Annotated in this window: 27 protein-coding genes; all 27 read right to left on the bottom strand. The window is 57.9% G+C overall.

What is annotated here, in order from left to right; all coding sequences use genetic code 11:
- Nucleotides 1-18 precede the first annotated feature (18 nt).
- A complete protein-coding gene (gene rpsM / locus K8B33_RS15300) occupies nt 19-375 on the bottom strand; it encodes a 30S ribosomal protein S13 (protein WP_223428120.1) in 357 nt (118 codons plus the stop codon).
- Between the two features lie 146 nt (nt 376-521).
- Nucleotides 522-638, bottom strand: coding sequence for a 50S ribosomal protein L36 (rpmJ, locus tag K8B33_RS15295; protein ID WP_008740001.1), 117 nt, complete (start codon nt 636-638; stop codon nt 522-524).
- Nucleotides 639-661: 23 nt separating this feature from the next.
- A complete protein-coding gene (gene secY, locus K8B33_RS15290; protein WP_223428118.1) occupies nt 662-2,035 on the bottom strand; it encodes a preprotein translocase subunit SecY in 1,374 nt (457 codons plus the stop codon).
- A gap of 15 nt (nt 2,036-2,050) precedes the next feature.
- The gene (gene rplO / locus K8B33_RS15285) at nt 2,051-2,485 is read right to left on the bottom strand and encodes a 50S ribosomal protein L15 (RefSeq protein WP_223428117.1); all 435 of its coding nucleotides are present in this window, start codon (nt 2,483-2,485) and stop codon (nt 2,051-2,053) included.
- A gap of 2 nt (nt 2,486-2,487) precedes the next feature.
- Nucleotides 2,488-2,673, bottom strand: coding sequence for a 50S ribosomal protein L30 (gene rpmD, locus K8B33_RS15280; RefSeq protein ID WP_223428116.1), 186 nt, complete (start codon nt 2,671-2,673; stop codon nt 2,488-2,490).
- Between the two features lie 22 nt (nt 2,674-2,695).
- A complete protein-coding gene (rpsE, locus tag K8B33_RS15275) occupies nt 2,696-3,193 on the bottom strand; it encodes a 30S ribosomal protein S5 (protein WP_223428113.1) in 498 nt (165 codons plus the stop codon).
- 11 nt (nt 3,194-3,204) lie between these two features.
- Nucleotides 3,205-3,555 (bottom strand): 50S ribosomal protein L18, encoded by a 351-nt coding sequence (rplR, locus tag K8B33_RS15270; protein ID WP_223428111.1) that lies wholly within the window; start codon nt 3,553-3,555, stop codon nt 3,205-3,207.
- A 17-nt stretch (nt 3,556-3,572) separates the two neighbouring features.
- Entirely contained in the window at nt 3,573-4,106 is a 534-nt protein-coding gene (gene rplF / locus K8B33_RS15265; RefSeq protein ID WP_223428108.1) for a 50S ribosomal protein L6, read from the bottom strand.
- Nucleotides 4,107-4,137: 31 nt separating this feature from the next.
- Complete coding sequence (gene rpsH, locus K8B33_RS15260; RefSeq protein ID WP_223428106.1) at nt 4,138-4,533, bottom strand: 30S ribosomal protein S8; 396 nt, start codon at nt 4,531-4,533, stop codon at nt 4,138-4,140.
- Between the two features lie 38 nt (nt 4,534-4,571).
- The gene (gene rpsN / locus K8B33_RS15255) at nt 4,572-4,877 is read right to left on the bottom strand and encodes a 30S ribosomal protein S14 (RefSeq protein WP_223428104.1); all 306 of its coding nucleotides are present in this window, start codon (nt 4,875-4,877) and stop codon (nt 4,572-4,574) included.
- A gap of 5 nt (nt 4,878-4,882) precedes the next feature.
- The gene (gene rplE / locus K8B33_RS15250; RefSeq protein WP_223428094.1) at nt 4,883-5,422 is read right to left on the bottom strand and encodes a 50S ribosomal protein L5; all 540 of its coding nucleotides are present in this window, start codon (nt 5,420-5,422) and stop codon (nt 4,883-4,885) included.
- A 15-nt stretch (nt 5,423-5,437) separates the two neighbouring features.
- A complete protein-coding gene (gene rplX, locus K8B33_RS15245; protein WP_223428092.1) occupies nt 5,438-5,755 on the bottom strand; it encodes a 50S ribosomal protein L24 in 318 nt (105 codons plus the stop codon).
- A 15-nt stretch (nt 5,756-5,770) separates the two neighbouring features.
- Entirely contained in the window at nt 5,771-6,139 is a 369-nt protein-coding gene (gene rplN, locus K8B33_RS15240) for a 50S ribosomal protein L14 (protein ID WP_223428090.1), read from the bottom strand.
- A 50-nt stretch (nt 6,140-6,189) separates the two neighbouring features.
- Nucleotides 6,190-6,459 (bottom strand): 30S ribosomal protein S17, encoded by a 270-nt coding sequence (gene rpsQ, locus K8B33_RS15235; RefSeq protein ID WP_223428087.1) that lies wholly within the window; start codon nt 6,457-6,459, stop codon nt 6,190-6,192.
- A gap of 2 nt (nt 6,460-6,461) precedes the next feature.
- Nucleotides 6,462-6,653, bottom strand: coding sequence for a 50S ribosomal protein L29 (gene rpmC, locus K8B33_RS15230; protein ID WP_223428077.1), 192 nt, complete (start codon nt 6,651-6,653; stop codon nt 6,462-6,464).
- 3 nt (nt 6,654-6,656) lie between these two features.
- A complete protein-coding gene (gene rplP / locus K8B33_RS15225; protein WP_223428076.1) occupies nt 6,657-7,070 on the bottom strand; it encodes a 50S ribosomal protein L16 in 414 nt (137 codons plus the stop codon).
- A 13-nt stretch (nt 7,071-7,083) separates the two neighbouring features.
- Nucleotides 7,084-7,773: a 30S ribosomal protein S3 gene (gene rpsC, locus K8B33_RS15220; protein ID WP_223428072.1), complete on the bottom strand. Its 690-nt coding sequence runs from the start codon at nt 7,771-7,773 to the stop codon at nt 7,084-7,086.
- A 4-nt stretch (nt 7,774-7,777) separates the two neighbouring features.
- Nucleotides 7,778-8,122, bottom strand: a complete 345-nt coding sequence (rplV, locus tag K8B33_RS15215) for a 50S ribosomal protein L22 (protein WP_223428066.1) — start codon at nt 8,120-8,122, stop codon at nt 7,778-7,780.
- Between the two features lie 11 nt (nt 8,123-8,133).
- On the bottom strand, nt 8,134-8,409 hold the full coding sequence (gene rpsS / locus K8B33_RS15210; RefSeq protein ID WP_223428059.1) for a 30S ribosomal protein S19: 276 nt from the start codon (nt 8,407-8,409) through the stop codon (nt 8,134-8,136).
- A 16-nt stretch (nt 8,410-8,425) separates the two neighbouring features.
- Complete coding sequence (gene rplB, locus K8B33_RS15205) at nt 8,426-9,253, bottom strand: 50S ribosomal protein L2 (protein ID WP_223428058.1); 828 nt, start codon at nt 9,251-9,253, stop codon at nt 8,426-8,428.
- 12 nt (nt 9,254-9,265) lie between these two features.
- On the bottom strand, nt 9,266-9,562 hold the full coding sequence (rplW, locus tag K8B33_RS15200) for a 50S ribosomal protein L23 (protein ID WP_223428057.1): 297 nt from the start codon (nt 9,560-9,562) through the stop codon (nt 9,266-9,268).
- The gene (rplD, locus tag K8B33_RS15195; protein WP_223428056.1) at nt 9,559-10,161 is read right to left on the bottom strand and encodes a 50S ribosomal protein L4; all 603 of its coding nucleotides are present in this window, start codon (nt 10,159-10,161) and stop codon (nt 9,559-9,561) included. Before rplD ends, rplW begins: the two co-directional genes overlap by 4 nt.
- Nucleotides 10,162-10,176: 15 nt before the next feature.
- A complete protein-coding gene (gene rplC, locus K8B33_RS15190; RefSeq protein WP_223428054.1) occupies nt 10,177-10,812 on the bottom strand; it encodes a 50S ribosomal protein L3 in 636 nt (211 codons plus the stop codon).
- Between the two features lie 44 nt (nt 10,813-10,856).
- Nucleotides 10,857-11,168: a 30S ribosomal protein S10 gene (gene rpsJ, locus K8B33_RS15185; RefSeq protein ID WP_008739947.1), complete on the bottom strand. Its 312-nt coding sequence runs from the start codon at nt 11,166-11,168 to the stop codon at nt 10,857-10,859.
- Between the two features lie 260 nt (nt 11,169-11,428).
- Complete coding sequence (gene tuf, locus K8B33_RS15180) at nt 11,429-12,622, bottom strand: elongation factor Tu (RefSeq protein ID WP_223428052.1); 1,194 nt, start codon at nt 12,620-12,622, stop codon at nt 11,429-11,431.
- A gap of 57 nt (nt 12,623-12,679) precedes the next feature.
- Nucleotides 12,680-14,782, bottom strand: a complete 2,103-nt coding sequence (gene fusA / locus K8B33_RS15175; RefSeq protein ID WP_223428051.1) for an elongation factor G — start codon at nt 14,780-14,782, stop codon at nt 12,680-12,682.
- Between the two features lie 73 nt (nt 14,783-14,855).
- Nucleotides 14,856-15,326, bottom strand: coding sequence for a 30S ribosomal protein S7 (gene rpsG / locus K8B33_RS15170; RefSeq protein WP_223428047.1), 471 nt, complete (start codon nt 15,324-15,326; stop codon nt 14,856-14,858).
- Nucleotides 15,327-15,573: the final 247 nt, after the last annotated feature.

Below are 15,573 nucleotides of genomic sequence, written 5' to 3'. Positions count from 1 at the left end.
CCTACCCGAAATCAGAATTTACTTGCGGATCGGTTTCCGCGGGCCCTTACGGGTCCGGGCGTTGGTCTTGGTGCGCTGACCACGAAGCGGCAGGCCGCGACGGTGGCGAATGCCACGGTAGCAACCCATGTCCATCAATCGCTTGATGTTCATGCTCACTTCCCGGCGCAGGTCACCTTCCACCGACAGTTTGGCGATCTCGCCACGGATCACGTCCAGCTGCTCTTCAGACAGCTCACGGATCTTGACGGTCGGCGCGATGCCGCTGGCGACACAGATCTTCTGTGCCGTAGTACGGCCAACCCCGAAGACATACGTCAACGAGATTACCGCGTGCTTGTTGTCCGGGATGTTTACGCCAGCTATACGGGCCATCCAAATTTCTCCGCTTTACGCAACTGTTCAATGCCGGTCGTACTAGACCTGAGGTCTAAGGGCCCGGGAAGGCGCCGCATAGTAGCCGCAGACCGGCATATTTTCAACTTAACCTTGAGTCAGGAGCTCCGGAGGAGCCCACCGGATCAGCCCTGACGCTGTTTGTGCCGCGGTTCGGCACTGCAAATCACCATCACACGGCCCTTACGGCGCACGATTTTGCAGTTACGGCATACCTTCTTGACTGACGCCTGAACCTTCATTGCTCTCGCCTCTTTCGTTAGCGTTAGCGCACCAGACCGGTGCCGCCATAGCCTTTCATATTCGCCTTCTTCATCATCTTCTCGTACTGGGTGGACATCAGCTGAGCATTGACCTGGGCCCAGAAGTCCATAACCACCACAACTACGATCAGCAGGGACGTGCCACCCAGATAGAAGGGCACGTTCCAGATCCCCTGCAAGAACAGGGGCAGCAGGCATACCAGCGTCATGTAGGTGGCACCCACCAGGGTCAACCGGCCCATGACTGTATCGATATAACGTGCGGACTGCTCCCCCGGACGAATCCCCGGGATGTAGGCACCCGACTTCTTCAGGTTATCCGCTACATCTTTCGGGTTGAACATCAACGCCGCATAGAAGTAGCAGAAGAACACAATACCCAGCGTAAACAGCAGGATATACAGCGGCGAACCCGGCATCAGCGCGTCAGTCGTGGCGCGCATTGCGTTCGCCCACCATCCGTCTCCGGTTCCGCCGGTCCACTGGGCGATAGACGCCGGGAACAGCAGAATGGAACTGGCAAAGATGGCCGGAATTACGCCCGCCATATTCACTTTCAACGGCAGATGGCTCTGCTGCGCCGCGTACATCCGGCGACCTTGCTGGCGACGGGCGTAGTTCACCGTTATCCGTCGCTGACCACGCTCAAAGAACACCACCGCGTACACGACTGATATGGCAACAATCAGCACCAGCAGCATCACCAGCAGATTCAGCTCACCCTCGCGGGAGGCCTCAAATGTCTGGGCAATCGCACCCGGCAAGCCAGCCACGATACCGGCGAAAATCAACATCGAAATACCGTTACCAATGCCACGTTCGGTGATCTGCTCACCCAGCCACATCAGGAACACTGTCCCGGTTACCAGTGACGTGACCGCCACAAAGTAGAAGGACGCAATTTCCATGGTGGCGGCATTCTCTGCCACCAGTGTCACGTTCTGGCTGTAAAGGCCTGCAGCAACACCAAAAGACTGAACCAGCGCCAGCACCACCGTCAGATAACGGGTGTACTGCGTAATCTTGCGTCGCCCCTGCTCGCCTTCTTTCTTCAACTGTTCCAGGGTCGGGTTCACCGCAGTCAACAACTGAATCACGATGGCGGCAGTGATATAGGGCATCACACCGAGCGCGAAGATGCTCATCCGCTCCAGGGCGCCGCCCGAGAACATGTTGAACATCGCCAGAACGGTGTCGCGATTCTGGTCAAACAGTCGCGCCATCGCGTCCGGGTTGATACCCGGGACGGGGATGTGCGCACCAATACGAAACACCACAAGCGCGGCCAACAAGAACCCGATACGGCGCCAGAGGGTCCGCAGTGCGGACCCGTCAGGGGTGTTCTGGTTCAATGTCTGTGCACGGTTTTTCGCCATGAGTGGGCTGCCCTGTTATTCCTCGACTTTACCGCCGGCTTTCTCGATCGCCTCACGGGCACCACGAGTTACCAGCACTCCGCGCACCGTTACAGCACGGGTGACTTCGCCGCTCAGCATGATCTTCGCGCGCAGCATGTCGTGACGAATAATGTTCGCCTTCTTCAGCGCAGCCAGATCAACCACATCACCGTCAACAGCAGCCAGCTCGGAAAGACGCACTTCAGCCGTTGTCATTGCCTTGCGGGACGCAAAGCCGAATTTCGGCAGACGGCGCTGCAGTGGCATCTGGCCACCCTCGAAACCGGGCTTCACTGTGCCGCCGGAGCGAGAGGTCTGACCTTTATGGCCACGGCCGCCTGTCTTGCCCAGGCCGCTACCGATACCACGACCTACACGCTTGGCCGAGGGGCGCGCACCGGCGCCAGGGCTCAATTCATTCAGGCGCATCGTCATTCTCCTTCCACCTGTACCATGTACGAGACCTTGTTGATCATGCCGCGCACAGCAGGCGTATCTTCAACCTCAACCGTATGGCCGATCCGGCGCAGGCCGAGGCCACGGACGCTGGCCTTGTGCTTTTCCAGCCGACCAGCCGTGCTCTTCGTCTGGGTTACCTTGATCTTGTTAGCCGCCATCGTTCTGCTTCCGGTTATTCGCTCAGTTCAGAATTTCTTCAACTGTCATGCCACGCTTGGCCGCAACCTGCTCGGCAGACGACATGGCGCGCAGACCTTCGAAGGTCGCCCGAACCACGTTCACCGGGTTGGTGGAGCCATAGCATTTAGCCAGTACGTTCTGGACACCGGCCACTTCCAGCACTGCTCGCATGGCACCACCGGCAATAACACCAGTACCATCGGATGCAGGCTGCATGTACACCTTGGAGGCGCCGTGACGGGCCTTCACCGGGTGCTGGATCGTGCTGCCGTCCAGATCTACGTGGATCATGTTGCGACGGGCGGCTTCCAGGGCTTTCTGGATCGCAGCCGGCACTTCACGCGCCTTGCCACGACCAAAACCGACCTTGCCTTTGCCATCGCCCACAACAGTCAGCGCGGTGAAGGCAAAAATACGGCCGCCTTTAACCACTTTGGCAACCCGGTTCACCTGAACCAGCTTTTCCTGCAGACCTTCGTTGGGATCAACCTTCGCCATAACCAATACCCTTAGAATTCAAGCCCGTTTTCACGCGCCGCATCGGCCAGCGCCTTCACCCGACCATGGTACTTAAAGCCGGAACGATCAAAGGCGACGCGTTCAACGCCGGCTGCCTTGGCACGCTCGGCAATGAGTTTGCCGACGGAGACCGCAGCATCCACATTACCGGTGGCGGAACCACGCAGATCCTTTTCAACAGTGGAGGCCGTTGCCACCACCTTGTCACCCGCAGCCGTCGTAATCTGGGCATACATATGGCGCGGTGTGCGATTGACACACAGACGGAACTCACCCAACTCGCGGATCTTCATCCGGGTCCGTTTCGCTCTGCGCTGACGTGCTACTCTTTTGTCTTTCATGACTTCAGTCTCGACAGTTATTTCTTCTTGGCTTCCTTGCGGCGAACTTGTTCGCCGGCATAACGGACGCCTTTACCCTTGTATGGCTCAGGCGGGCGGAAGCCACGCACATTGGCAGCCACCTGGCCCACCAACTGCTTGTCGACACCCTTGATCACGACTTCTGTCTGGGTCGGGGTTTCAGCGGTTACACCCTCTGGCAGCTCGTAAGCCACCGGGTGAGAAAACCCGAGAGACAGATTCAGGACCTTGCCTTGTGCCTGAGCACGATAACCTACGCCTACCAGCTCAAGCTTGCGCTCGAAGCCTGCAGACACGCCGGTCACCATATTCTGAAGCAGCGCCCGTGTTGTACCTGCCAGGGCCCAGCCTTGCTGAGACTCCTTGGCCGGCGCAAACGTGATGACGCCATCTTCCAGTGCCACTTTCACCAGCTCGTGTACCACGTGCTCAAGGGCGCCTTTGCTACCCTTGACAGCCACGTGCTGGCCGTCGACCTTGACGTCGACGCCTTGCGGCAGTTTTACCGGATCTTTCGCTACTCTCGACATTGCTGCACCTAACCCGTCTATGCCGCTATCGTCAGGACACTTCGCAAATCAGCTCGCCGCCAACATTGGCCTTGCGTGCTGCGCGATCTGTCATAAAGCCCTGGTTTGTGGATACGATCATGATGCCGAGACCGGCCTTCACTTTCGGTATCTCATCTGCGCCTCTGTAGACGCGCAGACCAGGGGAGCTCACCCGCTTGATCTTTTCGATCACCGGGCGGCCTTCGAAATATTTGAGGTCGATGGTCAGGGTCGGCTTCTTTTCGTCACCGTCCACCTTGTAACCAGCGATGTAACCCTCATCCTGCAGCACTTTGGCAATGGCCACCTTGCTAATGGAGGACGGGATGTCCACCGCGACCTTGTTTGCCATCTGCGCATTGCGAATACGGGTAAACATATCCGCCAGGGTATCTTGCATGCTCATGCTGCTGTCGCTCCGCTACTCATGCCTTTGCAGGCTTCTTACCAGCTGGACTTAACCAGGCCCGGTACATCACCGCGCATGGCCGCTTCCCGCAATTTGTTACGACCCAGGCCGAACTTACGGTATACACCGTGAGGGCGCCCGGTAATACGGCAGCGGTTACGCTGACGGGTGCGGGCGGAATCACGGGGCAGCTTCTGCAGCTGGACCTGTGCATCCCACTTGGCTTCCGCCTCCGCATTGGGATCCTGGATAATTGCCTTGAGCTCAGCACGCTTGGTCGCATACTTGGCCACCAACATGGCGCGCTTCTGCTCCCGGTTTATCATCGAGACTTTTGCCATTTCTCTCAGCCTTTCATCGGGAAGTTGAAGGCGCGCAGCAGCGCGCGAGCTTCGTCGTCAGTCTTCGCTGTCGTGGTAATGGTGATATCCATACCGCGCAGCTTGTCAATCTTGTCGTACTCAATCTCCGGGAACACGATCTGCTCGCGCAAGCCCATGGAGTAGTTGCCACGACCATCGAACGATTTCGGGTTCAGGCCACGGAAGTCGCGAACCCGGGGAATCGCCACATCAACCAGGCGACCCAGGAATTCGTACATCCGCTGCTTGCGCAGGGTGACCTTGCAACCAATCGGCCAGCCTTCACGAATCTTGAAGCCTGCCACCGATTTCCGGGCATTGTTCACGATCGGCTTCTGGCCAGAGACCGCGGTCATGTCGGAAAGCGCACCTTCCATCGCCTTACGGTCCTGGGCAGCCTCACCTACACCCATGTTCAGGGTGATCTTGGTGATCTTGGGCACTTCCATCACGTTCTTGTACCCGAACTCTTTGATGAGCTGGGGCACGATCTCTTTTTCGTAAACTTCTTTCAGCGTACTCATGCTTCACCCAACCTGTCAGGCGTCCAGTGCTTCGCCATTGGATTTGAAGTAACGGACTTTTTTGCCGTCATCCTCTACCCGGAAGCCCACGCGGTCTGCTTTCTCAGCTGCCGGATTCCAGATCGCAACGTTAGACGCTTCGATGCTGGCTTCCTGCTCGAGAATGCCACCTTGAATACCACGCTGCGGATTAGCACGCGTGTGCTTCTTTACTATATTCACGCCAGAGACGATAAGCCGACCGTTGGTCAGAACTTTCGCGACCTTGCCGCGCTTACCCTTGTCTTTCCCGGCGATTACGATGACTTCGTCATCACGCTTGATCTTGAGCATTACCTTCACCCGCCTTTACAGAACTTCAGGTGCCAGGGAGATGATCTTCATGAACTGCTCATTACGCAGCTCCCGGGTTACCGGGCCGAAGATCCGAGTACCGATCGGCGCCTTGTTGTTGTTCAACAGGACCGCGGCATTTTCGTCGAAACGAATTACTGAACCATCAGGACGACGTACGCCCTTGCGAGTCCGGACCACTACTGCAGTCATGACGTCGCCTTTCTTGACACGACCCCGTGGGATCGCCTCTTTTACTGTGACCTTGATGATGTCACCAATGCCAGCATAGCGGCGGTGTGACCCACCCAGTACCTTGATGCACTGCACCCGGCGCGCGCCGCTGTTATCGGCCACTTCGAGCATGCTTTCGGTCTGAATCATCGCTTATCTCTCCAACTCCTGCCTCTGCAGGCAGCCACCGCAACGCCAAATCAGGCTTGTTGAGCCTGCTCTACAACACTGACCAGCATCCAGGTCTTGCGACTGGACAGTGGGCGGCACTCTTCGATGGTGACCAGGTCACCCTCGCGGCACTGATTTTCCTCGTCATGCGCCATCAACTTGGTGGAGCGACGAATGAACTTGCCGTAAAGCGCGTGCTTCACCTGACGCTCAACCAGTACGGTGATGGTCTTGTCGGCTTTGTTGGAAACAACTCTGCCGGTAACCGTCCGCTTCAGTTTCTGCTTAGCTTCAGCCATGACTATTTACCCTGCCTTTCACTAAGGATGGTACGTACTCGCGCGATATCGCGGCGCACCGTCCCGATTTCATGCGTCTTGGAAAGCTGGCCAGATGCCTGCTTCATGCGCTGCTTGAACTGTTGCTCCAGCAGGCCGTGCAGTTCACCCTGCAGCTCCTCAACACTTTTGTCTCTCAGCTCGCTTGCTTTCATGGCTTACATCACCGTCCGGATAACGACACGGGTGCTGACCGGCAGCTTTGCCGCAGCCAGGCGAAACGCCTCACGGGCCACTTCGTCCGACACACCTTCCATCTCATACAGCATCTTGCCGGGCTGAATCTGTGCCACCCAGTACTCGACGCTACCCTTACCTTTACCCATCCGCACTTCAAGCGGCTTCTTGGTAATCGGCTTGTCCGGGAATACCCGGATCCAGATCTTCCCACCACGCTTGACGTGACGGGTCATGGCACGACGAGCTGCCTCGATCTGGCGAGCAGTCAGCCGGCCGCGGCCGGTGGCCTGCAGACCGATGGTGCCGAAAGACACCTTGCTGCCCCGTTGTGCCAGGCCGCGGTTACGGCCCTTCATCATCTTGCGAAATTTCGTACGCTTTGGCTGCAACATCGTTCGCTACCCTTTAGCCACGGCCACGCTTTTTGGGCGCCTTGACCTGCTTCTCTTCCTGCGCCTGCTCCATGCCACCAAGGATCTCCCCGCGGAAGATCCACACCTTGATACCGATGGTACCGTAGGTGGTTTCAGCACGAACGCTGGCGTAGTCAATATCCGCACGCAGCGTATGCAGCGGCACACGGCCTTCGCGGTACCATTCTGTCCGCGCGATCTCAGCACCACCAAGGCGGCCTGACACCTGAATCCGGATACCTTCTGCGCCTGCCTTCATGGCGTTCTGTACCGCGCGCTTCATCGCACGACGGAACATGACACGACGTTCCAGCTGGCCAGCGACGTTGTCGCCTACCAGGCGCGCATCCAGATCCGGCTTGCGCACTTCTTCAATATTGATGTGTACCGGCACACCCATCTGCTGGGCGACTTCCTTGCGCAGACGCTCGACGTCTTCGCCTTTCTTGCCGATCACAATGCCCGGGCGAGCAGTGCTGATGGTAATCCGCACGTTCTCGCTCGGACGCTCGATCTTGATCTTGCTGACCGAGGCGTTCTTCAAACGCTTGTACAGGTAGTCACGGACCTTGAGGTCGGTAACCAGATAGTCAGCATAATGCTTCGGGCTGGCGTACCAGAGCGAGTTATGCTCCTTGACGATGCCCAGGCGAATGCCGACCGGATGAACTTTCTGACCCATCTGACTACTCCTCGCCTTCCGACACTTTGACGGTGATGTGGCAGGTGCGCTTGGTGATGCGATCAGCGCGGCCTTTCGCCCGCGGCTTGATGCGCTTCAGCGACATACCCTCATCCACAAAGATCGCGGACACTTTCAGCTCGTCCACATCAGCGCCATCGTTGTTTTCCGCGTTGGCGATTGCGGACTCCAGCACTTTCTTTACTATCTTTGCCGCTTTCTTCGGGCTGAATCCCAGCACATTCAGTGCCTGTTCAACTTTCAGACCGCGCACCTGGTCAGCGACCAGACGTGCTTTCTGTGCCGAGATTCTGGCCCCGCGAAGGCGGGCTGCAACTTCAGTCGCCATGGTTGTCACCCTTACCGCTTGGCTTTCTTGTCCACGATGTGCCCGCGGAAATTGCGGGTCAGGGCGAATTCGCCCAGCTTGTGGCCAACCATATGTTCGGAAACAAGCACAGGAACATGTTGCTTGCCGTTATGTACCGCGATGGTCATACCCACCATCTCCGGGATAATCATGGAGCGGCGCGACCAGGTCTTGATCGGCTTACGTGAGTTAGCCTCTACCGCTTCTTCCACCTTCTTCAGAAGGTGGTGATCCACAAAGGGACCCTTTTTCAGTGAACGTGGCACAGCCTAGCCCTCTCTATTACTTCGCACGACGATCGCGAAGGATCATCTTGCGGGTGCGCTTGTTGGTGCGGGTCTTGTAACCCTTGGTCGGAACACCCCAGGGAGATACCGGGTGACGACCACCCGAAGTACGACCCTCACCACCACCGTGCGGGTGATCTACCGGGTTCATGGCAACACCACGAACGGTCGGACGAACACCACGCCAGCGGGATGCGCCCGCCTTACCCAGAGACCGCAGGCTGTGCTCGCTGTTCGAGACTTCGCCCAGGGTCGCCCGACATTCAGCATGCACCTTGCGCATTTCGCCAGAGCGAAGACGCAGGGTCACAAACTCGCCGTCTTTAGCCAGTACCTGAATAGAAGTACCGGCGGAACGTGCCAGCTGACCACCCTTGCCCGGGCGCATTTCCACGTTATGTACCGTGGAGCCCAGCGGGATGTTGCGCAGCGGCAACGCATTACCTGTCTTGATCGGAGCGTCCTGGCCCGAGCGAACCTTGTCGCCGGCCTTGAGGCCTTTCGCCGCCAGAATGTAGCGACGCTCACCATCAGCATATTTCAGCAGAGCAATGTGCGCAGAGCGGTTCGGATCATATTCCAGACGCTCTACCTCGGCCACGACACCATCCTTGTTACGACGGAAATCGATAATCCGATACTTCTGCTTGTGACCACCACCCTTATGACGGGTCGTGATACGGCCATTATTGTTCCGACCACCATTCCGGGACTGACTTTCGGTCAGCGGGCCGTAAGGTGCACCTTTGTGCAACTCCTCACTTACCACCTTGACCACAAAGCGACGGCCCGGGGAAGTAGGTTTACATTTCACGAGTGCCATGATGCGTTACCCCTACTCTGCAGCCAGAAAATCAATGTCCTGGCCAGCCTGCAGCGAGACATAAGCCTTTTTCCAGTCGCTGCGCTTACCCTGAACCCGGCCGAAGACTTTCTTCTTGCCTTTCACGTTCAGGGTTTGCACCGCCTCAACCTTGACATCAAACAGCTGCTCTACAGCAATCTTGATCTCACGCTTGGATGCGTCGCGCGCCACCTTGAATACGTACTGCTCGTTCTTGTCCGCAACGACACTGGCCTTTTCAGACACGTGCGGCGACAGAAGGACCTGAAAAATACGTTCCTGGTTCATGCCAACGCCTCCTCAAGCTTCTTCAGAGCAGACACTGTCACCAGCACCTTCTCGAAGGCGATCAGGCTGACCGGATCGATTGCCTGAACATCACGCACATCAACACGGGGCAGATTGCGCGCAGACAGGAACAGATTCTCATCCACCTCGTCCGCCACGATCAGTACGTTGCTCAGGCCCAGCGCTTTCAGCTTCTCCTGAAGCACCCGGGTCTTGGGGGTTTCGACCGCAAACTCGTCGACCACCACCAGACGCTCCTGACGCACCAGCTCAGACAGAATGCACTGCAGGGCACCGCGATACATCTTGCGGTTCACCTTTTGCTCGAAATCACGCGGCTTGGCAGCAAAAGTGACGCCACCGCTGCGCCAGATCGGGCTGCGGATGGTGCCGGCACGAGCGCGGCCCGTACCCTTCTGACGCCACGGCTTCTTGCCGCCGCCGCTTACTTCTGAACGGGTCTTCTGTGCCTTGCTGCCCTGCCGGCCGCCTGCCATAAAGGCAACGACAACCTGGTGCACGAGCGGCTCATTGAAGTCTTTGCCGAAGGCGACTTCAGACACAGAAACTGTTCCTCCAGAGGCAGTATTGAGATTCATCCTCTATATCCTCTCTCAGGCCTTCGCCTTCACTGCCGGGCGCACGATAACATCGGCCCCTGTGGCACCGGGCACTGCGCCCTTCACCAGCAGCAAATTCTTTTCGGCGTCTACACGCACCACTTCCAGATTCTGGACGGTGACGCGTTCAGCACCCATGTGACCAGCCATCTTCTTGCCCTTGAACACACGACCCGGGGTCTGGTTCTGGCCGATGGAGCCCGGCGCACGGTGGGACAGGGAGTTACCATGAGTGGCATCCTGAGTGCGGAAGTTCCAGCGCTTTACAACGCCCTGGAAGCCCTTACCCTTGGATGTCCCGGTCACATCAATGATCTGACCAGCCTCAAAGATCTCAACAGAGATGGCACCGCCAACCTCGAGATCACCTGTCTCAGCGCGAAATTCCCAAATGCCACGACCTGCCTCAACACCCGCTTTCGCGAAGTGCCCGGCGGCCGGACGAGTCACCCGGGACGCACGACGCTCACCGGTGGTGACCTGCACCCCCTGATAACCGTCTGTTTCTTCGGTTCTGATCTGGGTGATCCGGTTAGGACTCACCTCGATAACGGTAACCGGAATGCTGGCGCCATCTTCAGTGAAGATCCGAGTCATTCCGCATTTCCGACCGACTACACCAATAGCCATTGTCTACCTCTTCACAACCTGCCGTGCGTTCGCACAGCGTGCCGTCATCCCAGGCTGATCTGCACGTCAACACCAGCAGCCAGATCCAGTTTCATCAACGCGTCTACGGTCTTGTCCGTAGGCTCGACGATATCCACCAGGCGCTTGTGGGTGCGAATCTCGTACTGATCCCGCGCATCCTTGTTCACATGCGGTGAGACCAGAACCGTAAACTTTTCCTTCCGCGTAGGCAGAGGAATAGGACCCTGAACCTGTGCACCGGTCCGCTTTGCCGTATCCACGATCTCCTGGGCAGACTGATCAATCAGACGATGATCAAACGCCTTGAGACGGATTCGGATTCTTTGGTTAGCCATAGCTAACTAGCTCCAGACTGTTCAAACCATGCTTCAGATGGCAAAAAACCCACCCGCCCTTCCATTCAGGAGGCGGTGAGTGGCAAATCAGTCCCGGGAACAATGCCCCGGTTGGTCTCGCCTTTCCCATACCTGAAAGGTGCCTTTATATCGGCCCGGAACCTGCTTCTTGCTGCAGAAGTCCCGACGAGAGGGCGCGAATTGTATAGAGAAAGAAAGGCCGGGGCAAGGCCCCGGCCAAACTTTCGCTATATTTTGCCTTATTCGACGATCTTGGCGACGACGCCGGCGCCCACGGTACGGCCACCTTCGCGAATCGCGAAGCGCAGGCCTTCTTCCATGGCGATCGGCGCAATCAGCTTGACCGTCATCTTCACGTTGTCGCCCGGCATCACCATCTCAACGCCTTCTGGCAGATCACACGCACCGGTCACGTCCGTCGTACGGAAGTAGAACTGCGGGCGGTAGCCGTTGAAGAACGGGGTATGACGGCCGCCTTCTTCCTTGCTCAGCACGTACACTTCAGCTTCAAAGCCGGTGTGCGGCTTGATCGTGCCCGGCTTGGACAGTACCTGGCCACGCTCAACGTCGTCACGCTTGGTGCCACGCAGCAACACGCCCACGTTCTCACCTGCACGACCTTCGTCCAGCAGCTTGCGGAACATCTCAACGCCGGTGCAGACGGTCTTCACGGTATCCTTGATACCGACGATTTCCACTTCCTCACCCACTTTCACGATGCCACGCTCTACACGACCCGTTACCACGGTGCCGCGACCAGAGATGGAGAATACGTCTTCGATCGGCATCAGGAAGGCACCGTCGATAGCACGCTCCGGCTCAGGAATGTACTCGTCCAGGGTCTCTACCAGCTTCTGTACCGCCGGTGCGCCAATCTCGGACTGGTCGCCTTCCAGCGCCTTCAGAGCAGAACCCTTGATGATCGGGGTGTCGTCGCCCGGGAAGTCGTAGGCGCTCAGCAGCTCACGCACTTCCATCTCAACCAGTTCCAGCAGCTCTTCGTCGTCTACCATGTCGGCCTTGTTCAGGAACACGACAATGTAGGGAACGCCAACCTGACGGGACAGCAGGATGTGCTCGCGGGTCTGCGGCATCGGGCCATCAGCAGCCGATACCACCAGAATCGCGCCGTCCATCTGCGCCGCACCGGTGATCATGTTCTTCACATAATCCGCGTGGCCCGGGCAGTCTACGTGTGCGTAGTGACGGGTCGGGGAATCATATTCCACGTGAGAGGTAGCAATGGTGATACCGCGGGCACGCTCTTCCGGGGCGTTATCGATCTGGTCGAATGCGCGCGCTTCGCCGGTGCCGTATGCTTCGTGACATACTTTTGTCAGCGCTGCAGTCAGGGTCGTCTTGCCATGGTCAACGTGACCAATGGTGCCAACGTTAAGATGCGGTTTATTACGTTCAAACTTTGCCTTTGCCACGATCTGTATCCTCTTGATCTTTTCGCTTTAAACTCGATTGACTCTCAGGAACCGGGATCAACCCCGGTTCTTGATGACCTGTTCTGCGACGTTATTGGGGGCTTCCGCGTAACGGACGAATTCCATGCTGTAGGTTGCACGCCCCTGGGACGCAGAACGCAGCGATGTGGAATAACCGAACATTTCAGCCAACGGTACTTCGGCGCGGATCTGCTTGCTGCCGCCGTACATGTCTTCCATACCCTGGACAATACCGCGACGACGGTTCAGGTCACCCATGATATCGCCCATGTAGTCTTCCGGCGTTTCCACTTCGACCTTCATCATCGGCTCAAGCAGCACGATACCTGCCTGACGCGCGCCTTCGCGCACTGCCAGACCGCCCGCCATACGGAAGGCGTTTTCGTTGGAATCCACCTCGTGGTAGGACCCGTCGTACAGTGTCGCCTTCACACCCAGGACCGGGAAGCCAGCCAGAACACCTGACTGCAGCTGCTCACGCACACCCTTCTCGATGGCGTTGAAGTATTCCTTCGGCACCACACCACCGTGGATCTGCTCGACGAAGACGAAATCTTCTTCTGCATCCAGACCCAGCGGCTCGAAGCGTACGCGCACGTGACCGTACTGACCGCGGCCACCAGACTGTTTGACGAACTTGCCTTCCGCCTCAACAGACTTGGTGATGGTTTCGCGGTAAGCCACCTGCGGCTGACCGATATTGGCCTCAACGCTGAACTCGCGCTTCATGCGGTCGACGATGATTTCCAGGTGCAGCTCGCCCATACCGGAAATGATGGTCTGGCCGGACTCTTCGTCGGTGCGCACACGGAAAGACGGATCTTCCTGTGCCAGACGGCCCAGCGCCAGGCCCATTTTTTCCTGGTCTGACTTTGTTTTCGGCTCCACCGCAACCGAGATTACCGGTTCCGGGAATTCCATACGCTCGAGGATGATCGGCTTGTCGAGGGCACACAGGGTTTCACCCGTGGTCACATCTTTCATGCCGACACAGGCGCAGATATCGCCAGCGCGCACTTCCTTGATTTCTTCGCGGGTGTTGGCGTGCATCTGCAGCAGACGGCCAACGCGCTCCTTCTTGTCCTTGGTGGCGTTGAGCACGGTGTCACCAGAGGCCAGTACGCCGGAGTAGCAGCGAATGAAGGTCAGCGAGCCTACGAACGGGTCGGTGGCGATCTTGAACGCCAGCGCCGCGAAGGGCTCGTCGTCCGCAGAATGACGCTCGGCCGGTTCGCCGTTCAGCAACTCACCACGGATGGATTCAACATCGTCCGGCGCCGGCATGTAACGCACCACGGCATCCAGAAGCGCCTGAACGCCCTTGTTCTTGAAAGCGGTGCCGCAGAAAGCCGGAATGATTTCACCCGTCAGTACACGACCACGCAGGGCCTTGTAGATGTCTTCCGGGGTCAGCTCTTCGCCGCCGAGATATTTTTCCATCATCTCTTCGTCGGTTTCTGCTGCGCTTTCCACCAGCTTTTCGCGGTATTCAGCAACCTGGTCAGCCATGTCTTCCGGCGGCGCCTTCAGCTCGAACGTGACGCCCATGTCGTCTTCGTTCCAGTACACCGCTTCCAGGGTTACCAGATCAACGATGCCCTTGAAGTTCTCTTCCGAACCGATGGGCAGCTGCATCACGACCGGGTTAGCACCCAGACGTGCTTTCATCTGCTCAACGACACGCAGGAAGTTGGCACCGGTACGGTCCATCTTGTTGACGAACGCCAGACGCGGCACCTGATACTTGTTGGCCTGACGCCATACGGTTTCTGACTGGGGCTGAACGCCACCCACAGCGCAGTACACCATCACAGCACCATCCAGTACCCGCATGGACCGTTCCACTTCAATCGTGAAATCCACGTGCCCGGGGGTATCGATGATGTTGATACGGTGCTCGTCAAACTGTTTGGCCATGCCACTCCAGAAACAGGTCGTCGCAGCGGAGGTAATGGTGATACCCCGCTCCTGCTCCTGCTCCATCCAGTCCATGGTGGCCGCGCCATCATGCACTTCACCGATCTTGTGGGATACGCCTGTGTAGAACAGGATCCGCTCGGTGGTGGTGGTCTTGCCAGCGTCGATGTGGGCGCTGATGCCGATATTTCTGTAGCGGTTCAGAGGAGTCTTGCGTGCCACGTTGCTATCCTCGCGTCATGCTGCGAATTCAAAAACCGGCCTGACATCAGGCCGGTTACAAAGATGGTGCCAATCAGAAACGGTAGTGCGAGAACGCCTTGTTGGCTTCCGCCATACGGTGAACATCTTCACGCTTCTTGATCGCAGAGCCTTTACCGTCGGCAGCGTCGAGAATCTCGCCGGCCAGTCGAGCAGCCATGCTCTTCTCGCCACGCTTGCGGGCGGAATCCACCAGCCAGCGCATGGCCAGTGCGGTACGACGGCTCGGGCGCACTTCTACCGGCACCTGGTACGTTGCACCACCGACACGGCGGGATTTCACTTCCACCATCGGGCGAATGGAATCCAGCGCTTTCTCGAAGAATTCCAGCGGCTCGGATTTCTTGCGCTCTTCTACCACCGCCAGGGCACCGTAAACGATGCTCTCGGCGACCGACTTCTTGCCGGACTCCATGACGTGGTTGATAAACTTGGCCAGGAGCTGACTCCCGAACTTGGGATCAGGGAGAATGTCACGTTTTGCTGCGACGCGTCTTCTAGGCATCGGATGTGTTCCTCTAACACCCCCGCAGGGCGGGGAAGGCTTCAGGGTTAACCGGGACAGCCACGCCTGTTTGTTAACGGGCGCCCGGACCTTACTCATCCCGCCGTAAAGCGGCTCAGGCAAAGCCCGAGCCCCGGTACGGTAGTCTGAACGGGGCAAATGCCCCTTTTACTTACCAATACGCCGCAGAGCACTCGCGCGCGCTGCGGCTATCGGCACGGGGCCGGAGCCCCGGTGTGATCTGACC

This window comes from Alcanivorax limicola (assembly GCF_019931215.1).
GTDB lineage: Bacteria > Pseudomonadota > Gammaproteobacteria > Pseudomonadales > Alcanivoracaceae > Isoalcanivorax > Isoalcanivorax limicola.
Note: the sequence above shows the minus strand (reverse complement) of the source record. Positions and strands in the feature narration are given on the sequence as shown.